This window comes from Acaricomes phytoseiuli DSM 14247, assembly GCF_000376245.1.
Lineage (GTDB): Bacteria > Actinomycetota > Actinomycetes > Actinomycetales > Micrococcaceae > Renibacterium > Renibacterium phytoseiuli.
On sequence record NZ_AQXM01000039.1, the window covers coordinates 1 to 23,813 of the forward strand.

At 61.4% G+C, this 23,813-nt stretch carries 28 protein-coding genes and 2 pseudogenes; 25 read left to right on the forward strand and 5 right to left on the reverse strand.

All coding sequences use genetic code 11. From position 1 onward, the window contains the following. On the forward strand, positions 1-236 hold a 236-nt coding region (locus C501_RS0101870; RefSeq protein WP_018133936.1), incomplete at its 5' end, for an integrase core domain-containing protein. Between the two features lie 290 nt (positions 237-526). Here C501_RS0101870 and C501_RS14910 read toward each other — a convergent pair. Continuing rightward, a pseudogene (locus C501_RS14910) lies at positions 527-775 on the reverse strand (scabin-related ADP-ribosyltransferase); the annotation flags it as partial. Between the two features lie 751 nt (positions 776-1,526). On the opposite strand from C501_RS14910, the pseudogene C501_RS13830 reads away from it, so the two are divergent. The 13 genes and pseudogenes from C501_RS13830 to map form a co-directional block, all read left to right on the forward strand. After that, a pseudogene (locus C501_RS13830) lies at positions 1,527-1,676 on the forward strand (uL14 family ribosomal protein); the annotation flags it as partial. Positions 1,677-2,637: 961 nt separating this feature from the next. Then, positions 2,638-3,006, forward strand: a complete 369-nt coding sequence (gene rplN / locus C501_RS0101890) for a 50S ribosomal protein L14 (RefSeq protein ID WP_005267743.1) — start codon at positions 2,638-2,640, stop codon at positions 3,004-3,006. 2 nt (positions 3,007-3,008) lie between these two features. Next, positions 3,009-3,368, forward strand: coding sequence for a 50S ribosomal protein L24 (rplX, locus tag C501_RS0101895; protein WP_026174506.1), 360 nt, complete (start codon positions 3,009-3,011; stop codon positions 3,366-3,368). Then, a complete protein-coding gene (gene rplE / locus C501_RS0101900) occupies positions 3,368-3,940 on the forward strand; it encodes a 50S ribosomal protein L5 (RefSeq protein ID WP_018133941.1) in 573 nt (190 codons plus the stop codon). The genes rplX and rplE overlap by 1 nt, the downstream gene beginning before the upstream one ends. Positions 3,941-4,084: 144 nt before the next feature. Continuing rightward, positions 4,085-4,483: a 30S ribosomal protein S8 gene (gene rpsH, locus C501_RS0101905; RefSeq protein ID WP_018133942.1), complete on the forward strand. Its 399-nt coding sequence runs from the start codon at positions 4,085-4,087 to the stop codon at positions 4,481-4,483. An 18-nt stretch (positions 4,484-4,501) separates the two neighbouring features. Continuing rightward, entirely contained in the window at positions 4,502-5,038 is a 537-nt protein-coding gene (rplF, locus tag C501_RS0101910; RefSeq protein ID WP_018133943.1) for a 50S ribosomal protein L6, read from the forward strand. Positions 5,039-5,040: 2 nt separating this feature from the next. Continuing rightward, positions 5,041-5,430, forward strand: a complete 390-nt coding sequence (rplR, locus tag C501_RS0101915; protein WP_018133944.1) for a 50S ribosomal protein L18 — start codon at positions 5,041-5,043, stop codon at positions 5,428-5,430. 17 nt (positions 5,431-5,447) lie between these two features. After that, entirely contained in the window at positions 5,448-6,188 is a 741-nt protein-coding gene (gene rpsE, locus C501_RS0101920; protein WP_051064442.1) for a 30S ribosomal protein S5, read from the forward strand. Further along, a complete protein-coding gene (gene rpmD / locus C501_RS0101925) occupies positions 6,188-6,409 on the forward strand; it encodes a 50S ribosomal protein L30 (protein WP_018133946.1) in 222 nt (73 codons plus the stop codon). Before rpsE ends, rpmD begins: the two co-directional genes overlap by 1 nt. A gap of 3 nt (positions 6,410-6,412) precedes the next feature. Next, entirely contained in the window at positions 6,413-6,928 is a 516-nt protein-coding gene (gene rplO, locus C501_RS0101930; protein ID WP_018133947.1) for a 50S ribosomal protein L15, read from the forward strand. 168 nt (positions 6,929-7,096) lie between these two features. Beyond that, a complete protein-coding gene (gene secY / locus C501_RS0101935) occupies positions 7,097-8,431 on the forward strand; it encodes a preprotein translocase subunit SecY (RefSeq protein WP_018133948.1) in 1,335 nt (444 codons plus the stop codon). A gap of 53 nt (positions 8,432-8,484) precedes the next feature. Continuing rightward, positions 8,485-9,057, forward strand: a complete 573-nt coding sequence (locus tag C501_RS0101940) for an adenylate kinase (protein WP_026174508.1) — start codon at positions 8,485-8,487, stop codon at positions 9,055-9,057. A 25-nt stretch (positions 9,058-9,082) separates the two neighbouring features. Next, on the forward strand, positions 9,083-9,910 hold the full coding sequence (gene map / locus C501_RS0101945; RefSeq protein ID WP_018133950.1) for a type I methionyl aminopeptidase: 828 nt from the start codon (positions 9,083-9,085) through the stop codon (positions 9,908-9,910). Positions 9,911-9,993: 83 nt separating this feature from the next. Here map and C501_RS0101950 read toward each other — a convergent pair whose 3' ends face one another. The 3 genes from C501_RS0101950 to C501_RS0101960 all read right to left on the reverse strand — a co-directional run bounded on the left by C501_RS0101950 (position 9,994) and on the right by C501_RS0101960 (position 13,322). Continuing rightward, entirely contained in the window at positions 9,994-11,346 is a 1,353-nt protein-coding gene (locus C501_RS0101950) for an ABC transporter substrate-binding protein (protein WP_018133951.1), read from the reverse strand. Positions 11,347-11,433: 87 nt separating this feature from the next. Then, on the reverse strand, positions 11,434-12,336 hold the full coding sequence (locus C501_RS0101955; RefSeq protein ID WP_245532377.1) for a carbohydrate ABC transporter permease: 903 nt from the start codon (positions 12,334-12,336) through the stop codon (positions 11,434-11,436). A gap of 5 nt (positions 12,337-12,341) precedes the next feature. Next, on the reverse strand, positions 12,342-13,322 hold the full coding sequence (locus tag C501_RS0101960; protein ID WP_018133953.1) for a carbohydrate ABC transporter permease: 981 nt from the start codon (positions 13,320-13,322) through the stop codon (positions 12,342-12,344). Between the two features lie 393 nt (positions 13,323-13,715). Here C501_RS0101960 and C501_RS0101965 point away from each other — a divergent pair, with 393 nt between their 5' ends. From C501_RS0101965 to truA, 8 genes are all read left to right on the forward strand, one after another. Beyond that, the gene (locus C501_RS0101965; protein WP_018133954.1) at positions 13,716-14,624 is read left to right on the forward strand and encodes a P1 family peptidase; all 909 of its coding nucleotides are present in this window, start codon (positions 13,716-13,718) and stop codon (positions 14,622-14,624) included. Positions 14,625-14,882: 258 nt separating this feature from the next. Then, entirely contained in the window at positions 14,883-15,104 is a 222-nt protein-coding gene (gene infA, locus C501_RS0101970; protein ID WP_009358723.1) for a translation initiation factor IF-1, read from the forward strand. Positions 15,105-15,137: 33 nt separating this feature from the next. Continuing rightward, the gene (rpmJ, locus tag C501_RS0101975; protein WP_011775570.1) at positions 15,138-15,251 is read left to right on the forward strand and encodes a 50S ribosomal protein L36; all 114 of its coding nucleotides are present in this window, start codon (positions 15,138-15,140) and stop codon (positions 15,249-15,251) included. Between the two features lie 199 nt (positions 15,252-15,450). Next, the gene (gene rpsM, locus C501_RS0101980; protein ID WP_018133955.1) at positions 15,451-15,828 is read left to right on the forward strand and encodes a 30S ribosomal protein S13; all 378 of its coding nucleotides are present in this window, start codon (positions 15,451-15,453) and stop codon (positions 15,826-15,828) included. Positions 15,829-15,875: 47 nt separating this feature from the next. Beyond that, positions 15,876-16,277 carry a 30S ribosomal protein S11 gene (rpsK, locus tag C501_RS0101985; protein ID WP_018133956.1) on the forward strand — a complete coding sequence of 134 codons (402 nt, stop codon included), beginning with the start codon at positions 15,876-15,878 and terminating at the stop codon, positions 16,275-16,277. Between the two features lie 142 nt (positions 16,278-16,419). Then, positions 16,420-17,427, forward strand: a complete 1,008-nt coding sequence (locus C501_RS0101990) for a DNA-directed RNA polymerase subunit alpha (protein ID WP_018133957.1) — start codon at positions 16,420-16,422, stop codon at positions 17,425-17,427. Positions 17,428-17,494: 67 nt separating this feature from the next. After that, the gene (rplQ, locus tag C501_RS12150; protein WP_051064441.1) at positions 17,495-18,106 is read left to right on the forward strand and encodes a 50S ribosomal protein L17; all 612 of its coding nucleotides are present in this window, start codon (positions 17,495-17,497) and stop codon (positions 18,104-18,106) included. Between the two features lie 25 nt (positions 18,107-18,131). Continuing rightward, entirely contained in the window at positions 18,132-19,037 is a 906-nt protein-coding gene (gene truA / locus C501_RS0102000; RefSeq protein ID WP_018133959.1) for a tRNA pseudouridine(38-40) synthase TruA, read from the forward strand. A gap of 68 nt (positions 19,038-19,105) precedes the next feature. Here the strand turns inward: truA and phoA are convergent, their stop codons facing one another. After that, on the reverse strand, positions 19,106-20,794 hold the full coding sequence (gene phoA / locus C501_RS12155; RefSeq protein ID WP_245532376.1) for an alkaline phosphatase: 1,689 nt from the start codon (positions 20,792-20,794) through the stop codon (positions 19,106-19,108). Between the two features lie 500 nt (positions 20,795-21,294). Here phoA and rplM point away from each other — a divergent pair, with 500 nt between their 5' ends. The 3 genes from rplM to glmM all read left to right on the forward strand — a co-directional run bounded on the left by rplM (position 21,295) and on the right by glmM (position 23,787). Next, entirely contained in the window at positions 21,295-21,738 is a 444-nt protein-coding gene (gene rplM, locus C501_RS0102010; RefSeq protein ID WP_018133961.1) for a 50S ribosomal protein L13, read from the forward strand. 37 nt (positions 21,739-21,775) lie between these two features. Then, positions 21,776-22,288: a 30S ribosomal protein S9 gene (rpsI, locus tag C501_RS0102015; protein ID WP_018133962.1), complete on the forward strand. Its 513-nt coding sequence runs from the start codon at positions 21,776-21,778 to the stop codon at positions 22,286-22,288. Positions 22,289-22,434: 146 nt separating this feature from the next. Continuing rightward, positions 22,435-23,787 (forward strand): phosphoglucosamine mutase, encoded by a 1,353-nt coding sequence (gene glmM / locus C501_RS0102020; protein ID WP_026174509.1) that lies wholly within the window; start codon positions 22,435-22,437, stop codon positions 23,785-23,787. Positions 23,788-23,813: the final 26 nt, after the last annotated feature.

Genomic DNA, 23,813 nt, shown 5'->3' on the forward strand with positions numbered 1-23,813 from the left:
TCGGCTCCATGGGCCGGTCCTACGGAGCTGGCGATAACGCGAGCATGGAGAGTTTCTTCAGCCTGCTTCAGAAGAACGTGCTCAACACGAGATGCTGGAACACTCGCGCTGACCTCCGCCTCCCGATCGTTTCCTGGATCGAAACGAAGTACAACCGAAGACGCCGGCAACGCGGCCTCGGCAAACTCACTCCCGTAGAGTTTGAGACGATCTACACGGACGCGAAAGCGGCCTGATCACCCCAAACCCCAACTGTCAACCAAACCCGGGGCAGACCCGTTTTGGGCTCGGGATCGTTGTATGTCCATCCAGGAATGCTAACCGGAGCCCAGATCCGAACTCCGCCGTCTTGGGCGAAGTTTCTAATCCGATATGCTGGGTCGTCGGCACCCACATTCTGATAATTCCCGTTTCCGACACCGGAAAAGGGATCAGGACTAGAGGTATCCTTGGGTTCAACGAAATTTGGATTCTCGCGCCAGACCCATTTCTTCTTGGTCAGGGTTAACACGCCGGCAATGCGCTCCTAGCGAATGCCACCGGCAAAGGCAACTTCTCTTTCACCCTGGTCATTCTCGCGGTACCAGCCGCCTGAGGCGCGGATAACGTAGATATTCTTGTGCCCGTAGACTTTCGCTTGATCAGCAGACCATGTAGTGCTCACCAGTCCACTGTTCTGTATGTTGAAACCGGGGACTAAGCGCAGATTTGCTTTTTCACTGGTGTCCCAAGGCAGGAAGCCAGTAGCGAACGCGGCTTCTGGATCTCGTGCATCATTGCGGTAAAGAGTGCGAAATCCCGGGGCTCAGCCTACGGTAAAAGGCTTATTCCCTGGTACTCGGCGTTCATTCTTCTCACCGGGATTCTCGAAAATATTATTGAAATTCATGATGTTCTTGTCGGTAATGTTAGTGCAGAGAGTACCAGTAGTATCCAGCAAGTCTGAGTATCGGCCAGTCTGGCTGAAATCGCTATCAGGCCCCCAGGGTGGTAACTGTGATTTTTCGGGGTTGCAATTATCCGGAAGTGGCGCTGGTGCTGCGGGTGCGTCTTCCGAGGGGCGGGGGGTCTGCAGGAAGAACTGGTTCCGGATCTGAATTTTCAGCAGGGCTAATCTGTGGTTGAGCCTGTGCGGGCACGAAGAGTGTAGCGCTCATCACTAGCCCACTAGCTATGAGAACTGCAAGTGCTGCAATGAACCACGATTTTGTCTTTCTTGATATAAATGATCGATACATCATCTCCCTTTCGGAGTATATTCAAATTGTGATACTCGCCACTTTTGTGAGAGCTGTTTTAGGGTACCCCATACTTGCGGACAGCTTAGGGTTTGAAGGCCTGAGGGCTGAGATAGAGATATGTGACGCTTGGCTGAGTTGTCTTATGGCCTAACCGTGGTAATTCGTAAACGGCCGAACCCGTGCGAAGACTGGAACTTGTTTGGTGGGTTCAATTCCATGCGGGTATTGAGTGCCGTGAATCGACAGACCAGGGTAAGAACCAGCGAGACGACAGGAGATAACTAAGTGATTCAACAAGAGTCGCGACTCAAGGTCGCCGACAACATGGGTGCCAAGGAAATCTTGACCATCCGTGTTCTCGGTGGTTCCGGCCGTTGCTATGCAGGCATCTGCTATGCAGGCATCGGCGACGTTATCGCCGCCACCGTCAAGGAGTGCTGAGTCGGCGTGGGCGGGGAGCTGGCGCCAATTCGCGAACGGCACGATAGGCCTGAACGGAGAGTTGGTCGGGCCGCCGGGGGTCTTGCAGTGCAAGGTCGCCCAGTTCACGGTGGTGTGCCGGTCTGGCCATCGGGCGCGGTGCTACCTGGCAACAGGCCGGCTGGCCTGCGGCCCGAGACACCGACCCAGCGAAGCCCTCACCATACCAGGCCTGAAATCAGCTACCAGCCCGGGTGCTGGGGCCCTGGTTGTGGGTGGTGTGGAGTGGCTCGCTGCCCGCATCTACGACCCCGGCTTCCTGGGGGCTCCTCAGTGTTGACTCCTGGAGCCAGTGATCGGGGTTGGCTGGGCGGAGAAGAAATTCACCTTCAGCGTGCCGAAATCTTTGTTCGAGCCGAAGCCATTCATGCCGAGGCCGTAGGCGTCGTCTGATTTTCCAGCCAGGGCGTTATCGTAGTTGTTCGCGTCGCCCCAGAGGCTGATTTCGTTGACACTGGATCACGTCTTCGTCAGGGTGCCCGAAGAACATTCTGCTCACCCGACCGTTTCCGAGGGGCAGCAGCTTCATCTGTCCAGAGACTTAAAACCCGCCGAGCGATTCACTAGAGCTTCTCGCCAGGGCGCGAGCCGAGATGCTTCAGTCGTCTTCGAGGCCTCCGCTAAGCCCTGGGAGCGGCGCTGCTCGCAGTATTGTGCTAGTATTTCTTGGTTGTATAGTCCCTAGATTGGCTGTACGCCCTCGTAAATTACTGTGCCAGCGCATACCGCTGTCTTTGCTGCATGTGAACTAGCGCAAGGCGGGCAGATGCTCCTGGCACAGCGATTTAGGCCCGAACTGGCAACATCCAGGCGGGTTCAGAGACATCCCGTATAAACCGTTCCGCAAGGCTTGCCCTTGAGTGCCGTGAATCGGCAGACCAGGGTAAGAACCAGCGAGACGACAGGAGATAACTAAGTGATTCAACAAGAGTCGCGACTCAAGGTCGCCGACAACACGGGTGCCAAGGAAATCTTGACCATCCGTGTTCTCGGTGGTTCCGGCCGTCGCTATGCAGGCATCGGCGACGTTATCGTCGCCACCGTCAAGGATGCTATTCCTGGCGGCAACGTGAAGAAGGGCGATGTGGTCAAGGCCGTCATCGTCCGCACCAAGAAGGAGCGCCGCCGTGCGGATGGCTCCTATATCAAGTTCGACGAGAACGCTGCGGTCATCCTGAAGAATGACGGCGACCCTCGTGGTACCCGCATCTTCGGCCCCGTGGGCCGCGAGCTGCGCGATAAGAAATTTATGAAGATCATCTCGCTCGCACCGGAGGTGTTGTGACCATGGCGAAGATCAAGAAGGGCGACCTGGTCCAGGTGATTACCGGAGCCAAACAGGATCGCGGCGGCGACCGGGGCAAGCAGGGCAAAGTCCTGCGGGTTTTCCCGGAAAGCAATCGGGTACTCGTCGAGGGCATCAACCGCGTGACGAAGCACACCAAGGTCGGTCAGTCGCAGCGCGGCACCAAGACCGGTGGCATCGAGACCATTGAGGCTCCTATCCATATCTCCAATGTGGCGCTCGTGGACCCGTCCACCAAGAAGCCGACCCGGGTTGGTTTCCGGGTCGAGACCGTTGAGCGCGACGGTGTTCAGCGTACCGTTCGGGTGCGTTACGCCAAGAGCTCCGGAAAGGAGCTGTGATGACTTCCGAGACCGCAGCGAAGATCCAGCCGCGCCTGAAGAACGTCTATGTCGATGACATCAAGGGCGCGCTGCAGGAAGAGTTCAACTACGAGAACGTGAATCAGGTTCCGCGCCTGGTCAAGGTCGTGGTGAATATGGGTGTCGGCGAGGCAGCTCGTGACTCCAAGGTCATCGATGGCGCAGTGCGCGATCTGACCCTGATCACCGGCCAGAAGCCGATGGTGACGAAGGCCCGCAAGTCCATCGCGCAGTTCAAACTGCGTGAAGGCATGCCGATCGGTGCGCACACCACGCTGCGCGGCGACCGGATGTGGGAATTCCTGGACCGCCTGATCAGCCTGGCTCTGCCGCGTATCCGCGACTTCCGCGGCCTCTCCGGCAAGCAGTTCGACGGCAATGGCAACTACACCTTCGGTCTGACCGAGCAGGTGATGTTCCATGAGATCGACCAGGATCAGATCGACAAGGTGCGCGGCATGGACATCACCGTGGTGACCACTGCCAAGACCGACGCGGAAGGCCGTGCTTTGCTCAAAGCCCTGGGCTTCCCCTTCAAGGAAGAGAACTGAGCCTTCGCGTTCGGAACTTCCCGCACCACACCCAAACATCGTTGAACTACTACGAAGAAGGTCCCGGTCACAGCGCTAGACCAGATGCCTTGCAAGGCATCTAGCCGACCAGAGAAACCGCTTCGAGGAAGGGCCTGAGCCCATATGACTATGACAGACCCGGTAGCAGATATGCTCACACGGCTGCGTAACGCCAACTCGGCGTACCACGATACGGTCACCATGCCGTACAGCAAGCTCAAGGGACACATCGCCGACATCTTGAAGGCCGAAGGCTACATCGCCGGCTGGAAGGTAGAGGACGCAGAGGTCGGCAAGAAGCTGACCGTCGACCTCAAGTTCGGTCCGAACCGTGAGCGCTCCATCGCTGGGGTACGCCGCATCTCCAAGCCCGGTCTTCGCGTTTACGCGAAGTCCACGAACCTGCCGCATGTGCTCGGCGGGCTGGGCATCGCCATCCTGTCGACATCGTCCGGTCTGCTGACCGACCGTCAGGCAGCCAAGAAGGGCGTGGGTGGGGAAGTCCTCGCCTACGTCTGGTAAGAGAAAGGGAATAGAGATATGTCACGTATCGGACGTCTCCCGATCTCCGTGCCGGCCGGTGTCGAGGTCAAGCTCGACGGCGCTCTGGTGACCGTCAAGGGACCCAAAGGCGAGCTGAGCCATACCGTGGCCAGCCCCATCGAGGTGTCCTTAGAAGACGGCACTCTGACGGTGACCCGGCCCAATGACGAGCGCGAGTCCCGCTCTCTGCACGGACTAACCCGTACCCTCATCGCTAACCTGATCACCGGTGTTACCGATGGGTACGAGAAGAAGCTCGAAATTGTCGGTACCGGTTACCGTGTGCAGGCGAAAGGCTCGGATCTCGAATTCGCTCTCGGTTACAGCCACCCGATCTCGATCAAGGCTCCTGAGGGCATCACCCTGGCCGTCGAGACCCCGAACAAGTTCTCGGTCTCTGGCATCAACAAGCAGCAGGTCGGTGAGGTTGCCGCCAATATCCGCAAGCTGCGCAAGCCCGATCCCTATAAAGGCAAGGGCATCCGTTACGCAGGCGAAGTAATCCGCCGCAAGGTCGGAAAGGCTGGTAAGTAATCGTGTCGCTGACCATTAACAAGAAGAGTAAGAGGCAGGCGAAGTCGACTACGGCTGCTCGTGGCCGCCGGCATCTGCGGATCCGGAAGAAGATCGTCGGCACCGCCGAGCGCCCCAGGCTGGTCGTCACCCGCTCTGCACGGCACATGTTCGTTCAGGTCGTCGATGACAGCAAGGGCGTCACCGTGGCCTCGGCTTCCACGCTGGAAGCTGATCTGCGTGCGTTCGACGGAGACAAGACCGCCAAAGCCAAGCGAGTCGGCGAGCTGGTTGCCGAGCGCGCCAAGTCGGCGGGTGTCGAGATCGTGGTGTTCGATCGCGGCGGTAACAAATATCATGGCCGCGTTGCGGCAGTGGCCGATGGCGCACGCGAAGGTGGGTTGACCCTGTGAGCGAGAATCTCAACGAAATGTCTACAGAGAATCAAAGCGAAGCAGCAGCTGCTTCGCAGGATTCCCAGCAGAGCACGCAGGCCGCAGCCTCGAAGTCGGCTCAGGATACTGGTGCTTCCGAAGGCCGGCGCGGTGAGCGCGGCGGTCGTGGCCGTGGCGGACGCGAAGGCGGCCGCGGTGGCCGTGGCGGACGCGATGGCGGCCGGGACGCGGAGAAGAACCAGTACATCGAGAAGCTGGTGACCATCAACCGCGTGGCCAAGGTCGTCAAGGGCGGCCGTCGCTTTAGCTTCACCGCGCTCATGGTCGTCGGCGACGGCAATGGACTGGTGGGCGTGGGCTACGGCAAGGCCAAGGAAGTCCCCGCGGCTATCGCTAAGGCCGTGGAGGAAGCCAAGAAGTCCTTCTTCCGGGTTCCCCGCGTCGGCAGCACCATCCCGCACCGCGTGCAGGGTGAAGCCGCCGCCGGTGTCGTCCTGCTGCGTCCGGCCACCCCGGGTACCGGTGTTATCGCCGGTGGTCCGGTGCGCGCCGTGCTGGAGTGCGCAGGCGTCCACGACATCCTGTCGAAGTCCCTGGGCTCCTCGAATGCCATCAACATCGTCCACGCAACGGTCGACGCCCTACGTCGGCTGGAAGAGCCGGCTTCGGTAGCCGGCCGCCGTGGTCTGCCGATGGATGAAGTGGTTCCGGCTCCCTTGCTGCGCAACATCGAAGAGAGCCGGCGCGCCAATGCGCAGGCGAAAGCAGGTGCTTGATGACCACACGTAAGAACCTCCAGGTTTCCGATCAGGAGCTGGAGATCACTCAGATCAAGTCCGCCATCGGCGGTAAGCAGAACCAGCGGGATACCTTGCGTTCCCTCGGTTTGAAGCGCATCGGCCAGACTGTGGTCCGCAAGGCGGACGCAGTCACGGTGGGCATGCTCAATACGGTGCCGCACCTGGTGAAGGTCGAGCCCGTTGAGGGAGGTAAGTGACCAGTGGCAGAGAAAACTGTGAAGGCTAAGGCCAAAGCTGCTGAAAGCAAGACCGCTGAGCAGCAGACGGAAAAGCAGAACGCGCTCAAGGTACACCATCTGCGTCCGGCTCCTGGCGCGAAAACCGCGAAGACCAGGGTCGGCCGTGGTGAGGCCTCCAAGGGCAAGACTGCAGGCCGCGGTACCAAGGGCACCAAAGCCAGGTACCAGGTGAAGCCAGGCTTCGCCGGTGGGCAGCTGCCGCTGCACATGCGGTTGCCGAAGCTCCGCGGCTTCAAGAACCCGTTCCGGACCGAATACCAGGTAGTGAACCTGGACCGGCTCTCGGAGCTGTTCCCTGAAGGCGGCGAGGTCTCTGTTGAGGCCTTGGCAGACAAGGGCGCGGTGCGCAAGAACCAGCCCGTGAAGGTGCTGGGCACCGGCGATATCACCGTTTCGGTGAACGTCACCGCCCACGCCTTCTCGGCCAGTGCTGCTGAGAAGATCTCAGCAGCCGGTGGCAGCACCACGAAGCTCTAGGGTTGTTCAGATGACCGATTCCTCTGGCGGTCGGCGAGTCAATACACTTGCCGACTGTCAGAGGTTTTTCTCGGTCGGAGAATTACCGACTAGACTCGACGGGTAGGCCTCGGCGAGGCTTATTGGCACTGTTGGGGATACCCGACTAAAAACATTCAGGAGGAACGCTTGCTCACCGCATTTGGTCGCGCTTTCCGTACGCCGGATCTGCGCCGCAAATTGCTGTTTACGCTGGGAATCGTTGTGATTTTCCGGCTCGGTGCGTTCATTCCCTCGCCGGGAGTCAACTACAGCAATGTCCAGCGCTGCCTTGACCCTTCTACCGGTGGCGATCTCAGTGGCGGCGTCTATCAGCTGATCAACCTCTTCAGTGGTGGAGCGTTGCTCCAGGTCTCGATCTTCGCCCTCGGCATTATGCCCTACATCACGGCCAGCATCATCGTTCAGCTGCTGCGCGTAGTGATACCTAGGTTCCAGGAGCTTCATCAGGAAGGCGCCCAGGGCCAGAGCAAGCTCACCCAGTACACCCGGTACCTGACTATCGGCCTCGGCCTGCTCCAGGCGACGACCATGGTGTCGCTCGCTCGTTCAGGGCAGTTGCTGAATGGTTGCGGCGCCGATGGTTCGTCGAGCCCGGTGATCCCCGATTCTTCTGTTGTCGCCACCTTACTGATCATCATCACGCTCACTGCGGGCACCGGCCTGATCATGTGGATGGGTGAGCTCGTCACCGAGCGCGGCGTCGGCAACGGCATGTCGCTGCTGATCTTCACCTCGATCGTGGCAACCTTCCCGACCTCTCTGGGCCAGATCATTTCGACCCAGGGCTGGGGCACCTTCATCACTGTGCTCGCGCTGGGCATCGTGATCATGGCCCTGGTGATCTTCGTTGAGCAGTCCCAGCGGCGGGTTCCGGTCCAGTACGCCAAGCGGATGGTCGGGCGCCAGACCGTGGGCGGCACTAGCACTTACATTCCGATCAAGGTGAACATGGCGGGCGTGGTCCCGGTGATCTTCGCGTCGTCCATGCTCTACCTGCCCACCCTGATCGCGCAGTTCGCGGTAGGCGAGAATGCCGCTGATGCACCGGAATGGGCCGTGTGGATCAGTAATACCTTCCGCAGCGGCGACAACCCGTTGTACATGGCGGTCTACTTCCTGATGATCGTCTTCTTTACCTACTTCTACGTGTCGATCACGTTCAACCCCGAAGAAGTCGCCGACAACATGAAGAAGTACGGTGGCTTCATCCCGGGTATCCGCGCTGGCCGTCCGACGGCCGACTACCTACAGTACGTGCTCTCTCGGATCACCTTCCCGGGTGCGCTCTACCTGGGTCTCGTCGCGCTGATCCCGCTCGTGGCGCTCGTGCTCATCAACGCGAACCAGAACTTCCCCTTCGGCGGCACCTCGCTCCTGATCATGGTCGGCGTCGGCCTGGAGACGGTGAAGCAAATCGATGCCCAGCTCCAGCAGCGGCACTATGAAGGGCTCCTGCGATGACGGCTACGCGAACGAACGATCAAAGCAATCAGGGCACTCAGACCGAGGTCAGGATGCTCATCGTCGGCCCGCCGGGCTCCGGTAAGGGCACCCAGGCCGAGCGTATCTCCGACAAACTCGGCATCGTTGCGATCTCCACCGGGGATATCTTCCGGGCCAATGTCAAGGGTGAGACCCCGCTCGGGCTGGAAGCCAAGAAGTACATCGACGCGGGCGACTATGTGCCGGATAGCGTCACCAACAAAATGGTGCGGGACCGGCTCGGCGAGGAGGATACCCGGAGCGGTTTCCTGCTCGACGGCTATCCGCGGACCGCGGCTCAGGTCGATAAACTCGATTCGATCCTGGCCGAGCAGGGTCAACAGCTGAACCTGGTGCTCCAGCTGACCGCCGATAATGATGAGCTGATCACCCGGCTGCTGGGCCGGGCCAAAGAGGCAGGGCGCAGCGATGACAACCAGGAGATCATCGGACATCGCCTGGAGCTCTACCGGACCCAGACCGAGGCGGTTCTGGAACGCTATGCTCAGCAGGGCTTGCTGATCAAGGTCGATGGCATCGGTGCGATCGACGAGGTCACCGAGCGGATCATGACCGCTATCGACAACGCTCTCGTGGCGCGCTAAACCGAAAGCCGGACGTTCACTAGCTATGGCATGGCGGAGCCCGAACATCGAGGTCAAGACCCCCATGCAGCTCCGGCTGATGCGGGATGCAGGTCTGATCCTGGCTTCCGCCCTGGATACCGTCACTGCGGGGGCCAAGCTGGGTGTCACCACCGCTGAGCTCAATGAACTCTTCGCCGAGCAGATCACCGAGGCCGGAGCTACATCGAACTTCTTGGGCTACCATGGCTTCCCGGCGAGCATCTGCGCTTCGGTCAATGAGCAGGTGGTCCACGGCATTCCAGATGACCGGCCGCTGCAGGACGGGGATATCGTCTCCATCGACGGCGGGACCATCATCGAAGGCTGGCACGCCGATTCGGCGCGGACCGTGCTCCTGGGCGAGACGGATCCCGTAGATGCGGAGCTGTCCCGGGTCACCGAGGCTGCTATGTGGTGTGGAATCGCGGCGATGGCCACGGCCAGCCGGGTGGGTGAGATCGGCGACGCTATCGATGACTACGTGAGCGCGCATTCCGGTACCAGCTTCGGCATCATCGAGGACTTCACCGGGCACGGCATCGGCTCGGCCATGCATATGGCACCGGATGTGCTCAATTACCGCTCTCGCAGCCGGGGGCCGAAGCTCCAGCCCGGAATGGCGCTGGCCATCGAGCCGCTTCTGGTTCGCGGTAGCATCGCCACCACGACACTCGACGACGGCTGGACGGTCGTCACCCAGGATAAGAAGCGCGCCGCGCACTGGGAGCACTCGGTGGCCTTGCATGCAGATGGCATCTGGGTGCTCACTGCGGCCGATGGCGGCACCGCAGGGTTGGCGCCGTTCGGCGTCACGCCGACACCGCTCGGCTGAAACCTCGAGCACCAGCGCTTAAACAAACTGCGGCCCGGCAGGATCCGAAGATCCCGCCGGGCCGCGGTATATCCCGTGGAGTACTAGGAAGCCAGCTGCGGCTTGACGTCCTTGTCGTAGATTCCCTGGAGGTTGTTCTGCAGGCTGTCCAGCGTGGCCTTCACGTCGGCGTTCTCATTCATGATCCGCGCCGCGGCCTTGGCCATCTCCTGATCTGCGCCCGGCAGGAAGACCCGGGCGTAATCCTGGCTGCGGGTGACCTCGAGCTGATCCAGGGCGACCTGGATCTCCGGGGTCTTCGCCAGGACGGCGGACATATCCGCTGATGTCCGGACGGGCATATACCCGGTGGCCTCGGAGAAGCGCGCCGTGTTCTGCGCATTGGTGAAGAAGCTGATGAACTTCGCCGCTGCGAGCTGGCGCTCCGGTGAGACCTTGGACGCGATGGCCATGCCGGCACCGCCTGTGGGGCAGACAGGTGAGCTCGACGCCGGGCCGCCCGGCAGGAAGCCCACGCCGATGTTCATTCCGGCGTCTTTGGCCGCCTGGAGAGTGCCGACGAGGTCGCCCGTGGAGGAGACCGTGGCGCTCACTGCGCCCGCGGTCATATCGCCGACCGAGGTCTTCGAGGAAACCCCCGCCCAGCCGTTCTGCCCGGTGCTCTGCTGCACCCATTCCATAGCCTGCACGGAGGCATCCGAATTGGCCGTTATCTGCCACTCATCAGACCAGCCGCCACCGTAGCCCCACAGTACGTTCTGCAGCGTCCAGCCCGCGTAGCCATCGAGAGCAGGGTATTGGTAGGCCTTGAGGTACCCCGGCTTGGAGGCGTTGGCCTCCTGGATGCGCGGCGCCCACTCGGCGAATTCCTCCCAGCTGCTCGGCGCGCGGCCCGGCAGGCCCGCGGCGGTGAAGTGATCCCGGTTGTAGTAGAACAGCGGGGTGGAGCGGGCCACCGGAACCGCCCAGTTCGAGTTGTTGTACTGGTAGTCGTTGTACAGCGTGGTGTTGAAATCCGAGACCTGATCGCCCACGGCGTCCAACAGAGCGTTGATGGGGGTGATGGACCCCGCGAGGGCGAATCGGAACCACCAGACATCGGAGGCCAGCACGACGTCGGGAATATCGGAGCCGGCCTGCGCGGTTTGGAACTTCTGCGCGACCTCTTCGTAATTCTGGCCGCCGGTGATGAGGTTGACCTTGATATCGGGGTTAGCCTGCTGGAAAGCGTCGATGAGCTCCTGTTCGATCGGCTGCGAGGAGCCGGGGTGGCTCGACATGAAGCTGATCTCCCCGGCTGGGGTGACAGTGGTCCAGTCCGTGGCCGCCGCGCTCTGGGTGGGGCCGCTGGTGCTCGGGCCGCCGCAAGCGCTCAGGGCGAGAGCGCTGACGCTCAGACCGCCCAGGGTCAGGAATTCCTTACGTTTGAGATTCATGCTCTACCTTTCATGAAAGCGTGCGCACTGTGATGGTTGGGATAGCGAACGGTGGGAAGTGTGGAAAAGAGTAGAAAAGAGGCGGGATCAGCCGGTGACTGACCCCTGGGCGAGACCGGCCACGATATAGCGCTGCAAGGTGGCGAAGACGATGAGGATCGGCAAGATCACGACCACGGCACCGGCCATCAGCACCCCCCAGGCCTGGGAGGATGAATCAGAGTTGGTCAGTAAGGTCAGGCCCACCGGCAGCGTCATCATCTCCGACCGAGTGGTGATGATGAGCGGCCAGATGTAGTCATTCCATTCGGAGACGATGGTGACCAGGGCGACCGTTGCGATCGCCGGAACCGATACCGGAACCACGATCTTCCACAGCCGCTGCCAGTGCCCGGCGCCGTCGATCTCCGCGGATTCCAGAATCGAACCCGGCAAGGTCATGAAGTGCTGCCGGAGCAGGAACGTTCCGAAAGCCGTGCCCAGCCCCGGCAGGATGATCCCCCAGTAGGTATTCTGGCCGCCGAGTCCCGAGATCAGGACGTAATTAGGCAGGATCGCGACCTGCGGCGGCACCATCAGCGCGACCAGGATCGCGATGAAGATGACTCGTTTGAACGGGAAGCGCACGAAGACCAGGGCATAGGCGGTGAGGATCGCCAGGACCACTTTGATCGTAGAGCCGATGACGGTGACGATCACGCTGTTGAGGAAGAACCGTGCGAAGGGCACCCGGCTAGCGGCCTGAGCGTAGTTGTCGAAGGTGGGCGCCTGGGGCAGGATCTGCAGTTCCGTGGTGACGATCTCTCCGGGCGCTTTGAACGAGGAGAGGATCATCCACAGTAGGGGCAGGAAGACCACGAGCATGGCGAGCAGCAGCGGCAGGTAGCCGGTGGTGATGGTCTGAAGGATGTTCTGCCAGCTCAGGGGGCGGCCCTTGCGGAGTTCGGGTGACTGCGCTGCCTTATTTTTACCGGACTGATCAATCTGCATCGTGCTCATGCGTAATGCACCTTCCATTCGACGAAGCGCATTTGCAGCACGGTCATGATGAGCAGCAGGGCGAAGAGCACCACCGAGATCGCCGCCGAGTACCCGGCACGGTTATACGCGCCGAAGGCCTGCAGGTAGGCCTCGAACATCAAGGTGTTCGTGCCCTGGCCGGTAGGGGTCATGATCCTCAGGATGTCGAAGGCCTGGAGCGAGGAGAGCAAAGAAGTGATGAGGAGGAAGAAGGTGGTGGGGGAGAGCAGCGGCAAGCTCACCTTCAGGAACCTGCGGACCGGGCCGGCGCCGTCGAGCGAGGCGGCCTCCAGAACATCCCGGGGGATGGACTGCAGACCGGCCAGGTAGACCACAGCGCAGTAACCGAGGTTCTTCCAGACATAGACGATGATGACCATGACCAGCGCCAGGTTCGGATCGTTGATCCACTGCGGGCTGGCTACTCCGATACCGCGCAGGATCCAGGACAGTGCGCCGTAGACAGGGTCGAAGATGAAGAGCCAGACCAGGCCCACACCGACCCCGGAGAGCACATAGGGCGCGAAGATCGTCGACCGGACGAAGGTCCGCCCCGGTAGCCGCTGATTGAGAGCCAGCGCGATCAGCATACCGAGGATCATGGCTCCGCCGACCGTGAATACTGTGAAGATCGCCGTGACTCCCAGCACCTGTGGGGCATCCGAAGAGGTGAAGAAGGTGATGTAGTTCTGCAGGCCGACGGCCGTGGCGAAATCTGCGCCGAGAGTCCAGTCCAGCGTCGAATACTGGATATTCGCGATGAGCGGTCGGTAGGTGAAGATCGCGATCAGCACCAGATTCGGCAGTGCGAAGGCCAGGAAGATCCAGGCGTCGCGCCGGCTCCTTGCACTCCAGCGGCGCCTTCTGGGAAGCGGCGATGCTTCGGAGGTCTGTGGGGCTGATGCTGGCTGCCCGGCGACGGGCGCGGCGGATCGAGTCGTGTCGACTCTGGTCATAGGGCGGTCTCGCTTTATCTCAGGTGGTGCGGGGCATCCCGTTTGGGGAGTCTGGCCGTGAGCCAATACATGTCAGCCAGTGCCAAGGGCTCCGTTCACCGCAGAATCTTACTGTGGAGACCAGATGAGCTCATCAACCCAGATGAGCCAATCAGCAGAGCCCGGTATAACTTCATCACACATCAGATGCTGGGCGCCCCGAAAGCATAAGGCTAAGAGTAAAGTTCCCACAGGTTTTACGCAATGTTCATTCTTTTCACGATCTTTTCGGCAGTCTCTCCATGAGTTTTCATAGCGATGTCTCCCGAAGCAGGCTCGTAACGCACAATGGAGTTATGGGAAAGTGCGAGGGAGGTTTAGGGAGTTTGCAGTCTGAACGATCTCAGATCACGGATGTCCCCCGGGGTGTTGGTGGGCCAAGTCGAACGTCACGGCGATGGCTGGCTGAGCGGTGTCAGCGTGATCATCCCACCCGCTGGGACGGTGGGCGCCGTGGATGTCCGCGGCGGCGGCCCCGGAACTCACGAAACAGACGCGCTAGACCCCACGACGATGGTTTCCACGGTTGATGCAGTGGTGCTCAGCGGTGGAAGTGCTTATGGGCTGGCCTCTGCGCATGGCGTGCAGAGCTGGTGCGAAGAACAGGGCCGGGGGTTTCCGGTGCGGGGCGGAGTCGTGCCGATTGTTCCGGCCGCCGCGATCTTCGACCTCGGCCGGGGCGGTGGTTTCATGCTGCGCCCAGGTCCGGAGATGGGGTACCAGGCGGCTGCTGGCGCCCATGGTGGGGAGGTCCGGCGCGGAAACGTAGGGGCCGGAACCGGGGCGGCGATCGGCCGCGGTTCTTTCAAAGGGGGAGTGGGAACGGCCTCCCTCAGGCTGACCGCGCCCAACCAGCACGTCGTGGTGGGAGCCCTGGCCGTGGTCAATGCGGCGGGGCTGCCGACCGGGGCGAAGGTCGCCGCGTCGCAGAATGCTGTGGGAGCGGCGCTCAACACCACTCTGGTAGTGGTGGCCACGAATGCTGAATTGTCTGTCGCCCAGGCCAAACGCACCTCGAGCGTGGCGCATAACGGACTAGCCAGGGCGCTCGCCCCGGTGCATACGCTCAGCGACGGCGATACCGTCTTCACCCTGGCTACCGGTGAAGTTCAGCTGCCTGGAATGACGGATAATCCGCCCCTGGCTTTAGTGGAATTGCAGGCATTGGCAGCGCAAGTAGTCCAGGCCGCTATCGAAGACGGCATCAGGGCGGCAGAGACCCTGAGTACCCCCGGTGGAAACTTCCCGCGCTGGCCGGTTTGATTTCCGTAGCTTCAAGGACGGAGCGCTCGGCGCGGATTTAACATATCCGGTGTTATAGCGTACAGTTGACTGTCGGTTGCTTACGCCTTGGCGCGCCTGCCTGCCCTTTTCGTCTTCGGTCAGTATGTCGTCTTCATCATGACCGGGAGCTAGGACTGATCGCTGGTGCTGAGGTAGGCGGCTGTCTATAAAAAACCTTTGCGTCTTCCGGGTCTGAAATCGAGACTACCGGCCGACGCACAACAGTTAGTGGAGGATATGGCCAAGAAAGACGGGGTCATCGAAATTGAGGGCGTGGTGACTGAGGCGCTTCCCAACGCGATGTTTCGTGTTGAGCTGACCAATAAGCACATCGTTCTCGCTCATATTTCAGGGAAAATGCGCCAGCACTATATCCGGATCCTCCCCGAGGACCGGGTCGTGGTGGAGCTCAGCCCCTATGATCTGACGCGCGGCCGCATCGTCTACCGCTATAAATAAGCAATACTCACCTGCTACACGCAAAGGAATGCCATGAAGGTCAAGCCGAGCGTCAAGCAGATCTGCGATAAATGCAAGGTGATCCGCCGTAACGGCCGGGTCATGGTGATCTGTGAGAACCCGCGGCATAAGCAGCGTCAGGGCTGATTCCGCTTTACGGAATCCAGTACTCGCTCTGCTCACGCACAAAAGATAAATAAGAAGGCAGTACAAGCCGCTGGCTGGTTCACCAGGACTCAGCCGGCAGGTTCACACCCGGTCGGAGGCCGGGGCCGCACGAGGTCTACAGCGAATAGTGCGGATGTTCTGTCTACGACCTCCGGTTGACTCAAGGAGTAAAGCCACTATGGCTCGTCTCGCTGGCGTAGATCTTCCCCGCGAAAAGCGGTTGGAAGTAGCGCTCACCTACATTTACGGCGTGGGTAAAACCCGTGCGCATGAGACTTTGGCCAGCACCGGGATCTCTCCCGATGTGCGCGTCAAGGACCTCTCCGATGCTGAGCTCGTCCAGCTTCGCGACTTTATCGAAGGCAATTTCAAAGTAGAAGGCGATCTGCGCCGTGAAGTTGCTGCCGATATCCGCCGCAAGGTCGAGATTGGTAGTTACGAAGGCCTGCGGCACCGCCGTGGCCTGCCGGTGCGCGGCCAGCGCACCAAGACCAATGCTCGTACCCGTAAAGGTCCGAAGCGGACTGTTGCCGGTAAGAAGAAGGCCGGACGCTAATCAGCGTCTCGTTGCCCACCGGCAGAAAGAATGTGAGGAAAAGGTAAATGCCCCCGAAGACTCGTGGAGCGGCCCGCAAGCCGCGTCGCAAGGACAAGAAGAATATTGCGCTGGGTCAGGCGCATATCAAGAGCACCTTCAACAACACCATCGTGTCCATCACGGACCCCAATGGTGCAGTGATTTCCTGGGCTTCCGCCGGGGAAGTCGGATTCAAGGGCTCTCGCAAATCCACCCCGTTCGCTGCCCAGCTGGCTGCGGAGCAGGCCGCTAAGCGTGCTCAGGAGCACGGCGTGCGGAAGGTAGACGTTTTCGTCAAGGGCCCGGGCTCCGGGCGCGAGACTGCTATCCGCTCCCTGCAGGCCACCGGGCTTGAGGTCGGCTCCATCCAGGACGTTACCCCGAGCGCTCATAACGGTTGCCGCCCGCCGAAGCGCCGCCGCGTCTGATACCCCCATCTTCCGTGACTCGTGTCCCGGAAAGATCTGCCAGAGCTTAGCCCAGACAGACCCTTCCGGGAAGAGTCGCAGATCGTCCTTTCCCCTACCTGTGTTGCGTCATATAGCGGATGCTCGCTGAAAGGAACCTCAAGTGCTCATTGCACAGCGCCCAACCCTCTCTGAAGAAGTAGTCTCCGAAAACCGCTCTCGGTTCGTCATCGAACCGCTCGAGCCCGGATTCGGCTACACCCTCGGTAATTCACTGCGTCGTACCCTGCTCTCCTCCATCCCCGGAGCTGCTGTCACCAGCATCCGGATCGATGGAGTTCTGCACGAGTTCACCACGGTGAACGGGGTCAAAGAGGATGTCACCGAGATCATCCTCAACATCAAGAACCTCTCCGTGTCTTCCGAACACGATGAGCCGGTTGTTGCCTACCTGCGCAAGCAGGGCCCCGGTGTCGTGACTGCTGCGGATATCGCTCCGCCGGCCGGAGTCGAATTCCACAACCCGGATCTGCACATCGCCACGCTGAATTCGAAGGGGAAGTTCGAGCTCGAACTGACCATCGAGCGCGGCCGCGGCTACGTCTCTGCTGCGCAGAACAAGAGCGGTGACGCCGAGATCGGCCGGATTCCGGTTGACTCCATCTACTCGCCGGTGCTCAAGGTCACCTTCCGGGTGGAGGCCACTCGTGTCGGCCAGCGCACCGACTTCGACCGGCTGATCGTCGACGTCGAGACCAAGCAGGCCATCGCCCCGCGCGATGCCCTGGCTTCTGCGGGTACCACCCTGGTGGAGCTCTTCGGCCTGGCCCGTGAGCTCAACACCGCTGCCGAAGGCATCGAGATCGGCCCCTCGCCGACCGACGCCGCGCTCGCTGCGGATATGGCTCTGCCGATCGAGGACCTGGACTTGACCGTCCGTTCCTACAACTGCCTCAAGCGGGAGGGCATCCACACCGTGGGTGAGCTCGTCGTCCGTTCCGAGGCGGATCTGATGGATATCCGCAATTTCGGCGCGAAGTCCATTGATGAAGTGAAGGCCAAGCTGGTTGACTTGGGTCTGTCCCTGAAGGACTCTCCTCCAGGGTTCGATTTCGCCGCCCGGGCTGCCGCCATCGACGAAGACGACGCCTTCGGCGACGACGAAGTCTAAGACCCTAATCGATCCTCCGGAAACGCCGTGGAGACGCGGTACCGGAATCCCTACGAGGAGATAAACCATGCCTACCCCTACTAAGGGTGCGCGTCTGGGCGGTGGCCCGGCACACGAGAGGCTGATGCTCGCTAACCTGGCGTCGTCGCTTTTCGAGCACAAGCGCATCACCACTACTGAGACCAAGGCCAAGCGGCTGCGTCCCTTCGCCGAGCGGCTGATCACCTTCGCGAAGCGCGGGGATCTCGCTTCCCGTCGCCGGGTACTTGGACTGATCAGCGATAAGGGCATCGTGCACGAGCTGTTCACCGATATCGCCAAGTCAGTGGAGAAGCGCGAAGGCGGCTACACCCGCATCACCAAGATCGGCAACCGCAAAGGCGATAATGCGCCGATGGCCGTGATCGAGCTGGTCATGGAGCCGGTGAGCCCCAAGCAGGCTGTCGTCGCTGAGGCAGAGGCTGCCAAGGGCACCTCAGCTTCGTCGAAGTCGAAAAATGCAGCAGCAGCTCCGGCTGGGGCCGAAGCAGCTGAGGAAACCGTCACCGAAGTCACGGAGACTGAAGCGGCCGAGTCCGCAGAAGCTCCGACCGAGGAAACCGTTGAGGTTGTCGAGACTGAAGCGGTAGAAGGCGAGACCGAGGCAACCGAAGGCGACGCGGAAGAGAAAGCCAAATAAGGCTTTCGCTTCGGCATCTCCCATCGTGTCTTCACCGGAACCCGTCCGCCCCCACGAGGGGGAGGGCGGGTTCTTTCGTCTACGCATCGACCTCGGTTACGATGGAGCGCCGTTCTCCGGCTGGGCGACCCAGCCAGGCCGGCAGACCGTTCAAGGCAGCCTGGAAGCCGCACTGGAGCTCGTCTTCCGAAGGCCCCTCCGGGTAGTGGTAGCGGGGCGAACAGATGCGGGGGTCCACGCCCGGTGGCAGGTGATCCACCTGGACCTCACCGCAGAGGAATGGCACGGCCTCGCTCGGCACCAGGCGGATTCTGCGCATGCAGCTCTGCTCCGGAGGTTGCGTGGTGCCTTGGCCCGTGTGCTGGGCCCCGCTGCCGGCGCCATCGTTGTACACCGAGCCGAACCTGCGCCAGTGGGCTTCGATGCCAGATTTTCCGCACTCTGGCGCCGCTACAGCTACCAAATCGCCGATGACCCCGCGCGCTGGGATCCGGTGTACCGGAACAGTATCTGGTGGTACCGGCACCCCTTGGACGCGGGCCGACTCAACCGTGCGGCAGCGAGACTGCTTGGCTTGCAGGACTTCCTCGCGTTCTGCAAGCCCCGGGAAGGCGCCACCACGGTACGCGAACTGCAGCGCTTCGAATTCGCCCGGGATTCGGGGCTGCTGGTGGCCACCGTCCAGGCAGATGCCTTCTGCCACAATATGGTGCGCGCGCTCATCGGAGCCGCAGTCCAAGTCGGCTCCGGGGAACAGTCGGAGAGCTGGCTCGAAGAGCGCCTCGAAGCGCGGTTACGGGATGCCCGCTCGGTGCTGGCGCCGCCGCATCCGCTGGTCTTGGAAGAAGTCGGTTATCCGGATCCGGAGAGTCTAGGGGCTAGGGCAGAGCAGACCAGAGCCCGGCGGGAAACCGGTACTGATCCGAGTTGATAAGAACTGAGGCCGGCCTCCGCGCTCAGCGGGAGACCGGCCTCAGCCCTTACTTCTCATGCAGGCTTTCAGAGTTGGAAAGAACCTCTGGAACGCCTCGTCGTCCGGTAGATGATGCTCCCGGTGATCAGTGCCGCGATCGCGATGGCCAGGAACAGCATGGGCTGGGCGCCGGTGATCGCGAGGCTGCCGTTGGCGCCTTGCTGGCCGCCGGACGCCGCTCCGTTGGAATTACCATTGGAGCCGCCTCCTGCCCCTGAGCCGTCACCGGAGCCGCCCGAGCCGCCGCCATCGGAGGGGGTGGTGGGCGTCGCCGTGGCGGTGGGTGTCGGATCCCCTCCGCCGCCGGTGGCATTGCGATCCAGCTGGAGTGCATCAGTGACGGTGAAGAAGACATCGGTTTGATCGGTCAGCCCGCTGACGTTCGCGGCTCCAGGGCCGTAACCGGCGACGCGGATCTGGGTTCCGGTGTGCATCTGGGATTTGCCCTCGGGTGCGGTCCCGTAGGCCATCGTCATCGGGGCGCCCTCTGTTGTGGTCAGCGTCCGGGTGAGCCCGGGGGTGTTGCTGTTCGGGTAGATGATCTGGCTGGAATGCCCGTGGTCGGCGGTGACGATCACCAGGGTGTTGCCGTCGGCCTTGGCGAACTCGAGGCCTTTCTGCACGGCGTCGTCCAGGCCGATGGTTTCCCCGATCTGGCCGCAGGGGTTCGTGGCGTGGTTCTGCTTATCGATACTGGCGCCTTCGACCTGCAGGAAGAAGCCTTTATCGCCGTTGCCGCCCTTGAGCAGATCGATCGACTTGGTGGTCATCTGCGCCAGGCTGGGCATATCCGCCGGCCGCTCCGAGTTCGGCTGGCAGGTCACCGGCGGCATCGTTCCGCCATTGAGCACCGCAGCCGGGCCGGTCCACTGGGTGGCCAGGTTCCCGCTGGCGAAGAGTCCCAGCACGGGGGAGTTCTGATCCGCCGAGTTGACGCCGTCCAAACCTGCGGCGTCCGAGAGGATGTGGTAACCGCGCTGAGTGGCCTGATCCAGTAGGGTCTGCCCCTGCCACTGCCCGGCGGTCGCGGTCTGCTCGAAGCTCGCCTTGCCGCCGCCCAGGGTGATATCGGCCCGGGTATCCAGGAGCTGTTCGCTGATGGACCCTTTACCGCCGTTCTCCAGGGCATTCATGGGGCAGCTCCGGGTGGTTTCGGTGGGGCCGTAGCAGCGGCGCGAGGTCACATTCGCGCCCTGCGCCGCAGGGGTGGCATCCTGCAGCTCGGAGGTGGTGACATTGCCGGTCTTCAGTCCGTTCGCCTTGGCAATCTGCAGCATCGTGCGCTGCGGGGCTTCGTTCACGTCGACGGAGATGCCGCCGTTATAGGTCTTGGTACCGGTAGCCCAGGCTGAGGCCGAGGCCGCGGAATCGGTGGTGTAGTCGGGCAGCTTGCTCTCTTTGTTCAGAGCGTACGTGGTGTACTGGCCGGTCAGCGGGAGGCCATCGATCCCTGGCAGCTTGCCGGCTGCGCCGTACTGGTAGTTGCGCGCGGAGGTGATCTCAGAGTCGCCCATCCCGTCGCCGATGAACAAGATGACGTTCTGCGCGGGACGGTCTTGGATGGATGCCCGCAGGTCCGCAGTGCGATCGCCGTCATTGCGTTGGGCACCTCCGGGGGCGGAGATGTCGGCGGCCTGTGCTGCAGCGGCGGTGCCCGCTAAGAGCATCGCCGCGGCTAACGAGCCGGCAAGGATGGGTCTGATAACAGATGGCATAGAGCGGATCCTCTTCATTAAGGTTTCTTTAGGGTACTGGGGTGATGGTCGTAGCTGCGAACAGTCTTCTTGTCTCAGATGACGCAGTGTTCACCGGAAAGCGGTCAGATGCCCAACAAAAGGTAAATGCCAGGTGTCTCTTCTCTTCCGCTGAGTCCCGTTGAGTCCCGTTGAGTGGTCGGGTGCGGTGACTTAGGAATACTGTAAGTCACCGCACCCGACCACTCAACGGGACTCAACGGGACGTTACGAGCATTTGTCTTAGCAGGGCGGGGAGAGGTACAGTAGATGCTTGTTATGCGTGTCTTCACTCGATGAGGCATGCCCGGCATAGGCCTAGTTGCAGGGCCGTTGATTGCCCGGGGATGGCGAGTGATGCAGACAACCGGTTGTGCTAGAGCCCTCACCTCTGTTCCGGTAGCGCATTAAGACGCGATGCCGGCCACGTCTCTCGCGGACAGTGCCGGTGGACCTCAGAACACGAAACGAAGGCAAATACTGTGCGTACGTACACTCCGAAACCCGGCGATATCGATCGTCAGTGGCACGTTATCGATGCCACTGATATCGTCCTGGGTCGTCTTGCCAGCCAGACCGCAACACTGCTGCGCGGGAAGCACAAGCCGACCTTCGCCCCTCATATGGACATGGGCGATTTCGTCATCATCATCAATGCTGAAAAAGTTGCGCTCACCGGTGCCAAGCTAGAGCAGAAGCGGGCGTACCGCCACTCCGGCTACCCGGGTGGTCTGCGCAGCGTGAACTATGCGGAACTGCTGGATAAGAACCCGGTCCGCGCGGTTGAAAAGGCCATCAAAGGCATGCTCCCGAAGAACTCTCTGGGTGCTCAGCAACTGTCCAAGCTCAAGGTCTACCGTGGTGCTGAGCACCCGCACGCTGCCCAGCAGCCCAAGACCTTCGAGATCACCCAGGTCGCTCAGTAGTTCTGAGTCACTAACAAGAATCTTTATAAGGAGAATTGTGGCTCAGAACGAAGAGCTGAATGTCGAGGCCGTTGAGGCCGACGGCGAGGTCGTTACCAGCTATACCTCAGAAAGCACACCCGCTGCGGAAACCGCTGCGAAGCGCGAACGCCCTGCCCTGACCGTTTCCGGTTCAGCAGTAGGACGACGCAAGGAAGCCATCGCGCGCGTCCGGGTGGTTCCGGGTACCGGCAAGTGGACCATCAACGGTCGCGAGCTGGCGGATTACTTCCCCAATAAGCTTCACCAGCAGGAAGTCAACGAGCCCTTCAAGCTCCTCGAGCTCGACGGTGCTTATGACGTCATCGCCCGGATCCAGGGTGGCGGCCCTTCCGGCCAGGCCGGTGCACTGCGCCTCGGTGTAGCCCGCTCACTCAACGAGATCGATGTTGAGAACAATCGCCCGGCGCTGAAGAAAGCCGGCTTCCTGACCCGTGACGCACGAGTCATCGAGCGGAAGAAAGCCGGCCTCAAGAAGGCCCGTAAGGCTCCGCAGTACTCCAAGCGCTGATACGCTTCGCGAGGACCAATCGCGAGTAGAGGTCCCGGCCTGCTTCATATACAGGGCCGGGGCCTCTCTTGGTTATCACCCACAAATCCACTAAGCGCTGTTGCTCAGGCACTGCGGCATATCAAGCGGGGGTAGAATTTTCTACAATGTCTAGATTGTTCGGTACCGACGGCGTCAGGGGGCTGGCGAACGGCCTGCTGACCGCTGAATTAGCGCTTTCCCTCTCCCAAGCCGCAGCAGTAGTGCTCGGCAAAGAGCCTTTCGCCACGGGAAAACGCCCTAAGGCTGTTGTCGCCCGGGATCCCAGGGCCAGCGGGGAATTCATCTCAGCGGCCGTCGACGCAGGGCTGGCCAGCGCCGGTGTTGATGTCTATAACGCCGGAGTGCTGCCCACACCGGCGGCTGCGTATCTGGTGGCGTCACTGGATGCTGATTTCGGGGTCATGATTTCCGCTTCGCACAACCCAGCGGCTGATAACGGAATCAAGTTCTTCGCCCGGGGCGGTAAGAAACTTGCCGATCAGATCGAGGATCAGATCGAAGCTCAGCGGAGCCAGGAGGCCCTTCGCCCGGTAGGTGCCGGAGTCGGCCGGATTCAGAGATTCTCCGATGCCGAAGACCGTTACATCCTGCACCTGCTGAGCACCCTGCCGCACCGTCTGGATGGTCTCACCGTAGTACTGGATTGCGCCCACGGTGCCGCCAGCGGCTGCTCGCCCCAGGTCTTCAAGGATGCTGGGGCCAGAGTCATCGTGATCGGCGCAGAGCCGGATGGCCTGAATATCAACGAAGGCGTCGGCTCCACACATCTTGGGCCGCTCCAGGAAGCCGTGGTAGCCCACGGCGCCGATCTGGGCATCGCCCATGACGGTGATGCGGATCGCTGCCTCGCCGTGGACCATGAAGGCACCGTGGTAGACGGTGATGAGATCATGGCGATCCTCGCCATAGCCCTGAAAGCGGATGGCAAGCTCCGGGACGACGTGCTTGTGGCGACCGTAATGAGCAATCTCGGCATGAAGCTCGCGCTGCGCGATGCGGGGATCTCTATCCGGGAGACCGGTGTGGGGGACCGCTATGTGCTGGAGGCCATGCGGGATGGAAACTACAGTCTGGGCGGCGAGCAGTCCGGGCATGTGATCTTCTCCGACTACGCCACGACGGGCGATGGCGTACTCACCGGCCTGCAGCTGGCCGCTCAAGTGGCGCGCACCGGCCGGCCGCTTAAGCAGCTGGCGACGGTGATGACGAAGCTCCCGCAGGTCATGATCAATGTCAAAGACGTGGATAAGAGCAGGGCGAAGACCGATGACATGGTCCGCGAAGCGGTCCTCTCGGCGGAGCAGGAGCTGGGCGCCACCGGCCGGGTTCTACTGCGGCCCTCGGGAACGGAGCAGCTTGTCCGGGTGATGGTGGAAGCTGCAGATATGGAAACCGCAGACCGGGTCTGCACTCATCTCGCCAACGTGGTGCAGAAAAGGCTGGCCCTCACCTCCTGATGTATGAGGTGAAGGTCAGCCTTCTG

Excerpts from the sequence above, each read along its gene's own strand:
- rpsH (WP_018133942.1), top strand. The coding sequence starts at position 4,085 with ATGACTATGACAGACCCGGTAGCAGATATGCTCACACGGCTGCGTAAC.
- rpsM (WP_018133955.1), top strand. The coding sequence starts at position 15,451 with ATGGCTCGTCTCGCTGGCGTAGATCTTCCCCGCGAAAAGCGGTTGGAA.
- C501_RS0101965 (WP_018133954.1), top strand. The coding sequence starts at position 13,716 with ATGTCCCCCGGGGTGTTGGTGGGCCAAGTCGAACGTCACGGCGATGGC.
- rplE (WP_018133941.1), top strand. The coding sequence starts at position 3,368 with ATGACTTCCGAGACCGCAGCGAAGATCCAGCCGCGCCTGAAGAACGTC.
- map (WP_018133950.1), top strand. The coding sequence starts at position 9,083 with ATGGCATGGCGGAGCCCGAACATCGAGGTCAAGACCCCCATGCAGCTC.
- C501_RS0101940 (WP_026174508.1), top strand. The coding sequence starts at position 8,485 with ATGCTCATCGTCGGCCCGCCGGGCTCCGGTAAGGGCACCCAGGCCGAG.
- rplX (WP_026174506.1), top strand. The coding sequence starts at position 3,009 with ATGGCGAAGATCAAGAAGGGCGACCTGGTCCAGGTGATTACCGGAGCC.
- C501_RS0101950 (WP_018133951.1), bottom strand. The coding sequence starts at position 11,346 with ATGAATCTCAAACGTAAGGAATTCCTGACCCTGGGCGGTCTGAGCGTC.
- rplQ (WP_051064441.1), top strand. The coding sequence starts at position 17,495 with ATGCCTACCCCTACTAAGGGTGCGCGTCTGGGCGGTGGCCCGGCACAC.
- C501_RS0101960 (WP_018133953.1), bottom strand. The coding sequence starts at position 13,322 with ATGACCAGAGTCGACACGACTCGATCCGCCGCGCCCGTCGCCGGGCAG.
- rplF (WP_018133943.1), top strand. The coding sequence starts at position 4,502 with ATGTCACGTATCGGACGTCTCCCGATCTCCGTGCCGGCCGGTGTCGAG.
- infA (WP_009358723.1), top strand. The coding sequence starts at position 14,883 with ATGGCCAAGAAAGACGGGGTCATCGAAATTGAGGGCGTGGTGACTGAG.
- rpmJ (WP_011775570.1), top strand. The coding sequence starts at position 15,138 with ATGAAGGTCAAGCCGAGCGTCAAGCAGATCTGCGATAAATGCAAGGTG.
- glmM (WP_026174509.1), top strand. The coding sequence starts at position 22,435 with ATGTCTAGATTGTTCGGTACCGACGGCGTCAGGGGGCTGGCGAACGGC.
- phoA (WP_245532376.1), bottom strand. The coding sequence starts at position 20,794 with ATGCCATCTGTTATCAGACCCATCCTTGCCGGCTCGTTAGCCGCGGCG.
- rpmD (WP_018133946.1), top strand. The coding sequence starts at position 6,188 with ATGACCACACGTAAGAACCTCCAGGTTTCCGATCAGGAGCTGGAGATC.
- rpsK (WP_018133956.1), top strand. The coding sequence starts at position 15,876 with ATGCCCCCGAAGACTCGTGGAGCGGCCCGCAAGCCGCGTCGCAAGGAC.
- rpsE (WP_051064442.1), top strand. The coding sequence starts at position 5,448 with ATGTCTACAGAGAATCAAAGCGAAGCAGCAGCTGCTTCGCAGGATTCC.
- C501_RS0101955 (WP_245532377.1), bottom strand. The coding sequence starts at position 12,336 with ATGCAGATTGATCAGTCCGGTAAAAATAAGGCAGCGCAGTCACCCGAA.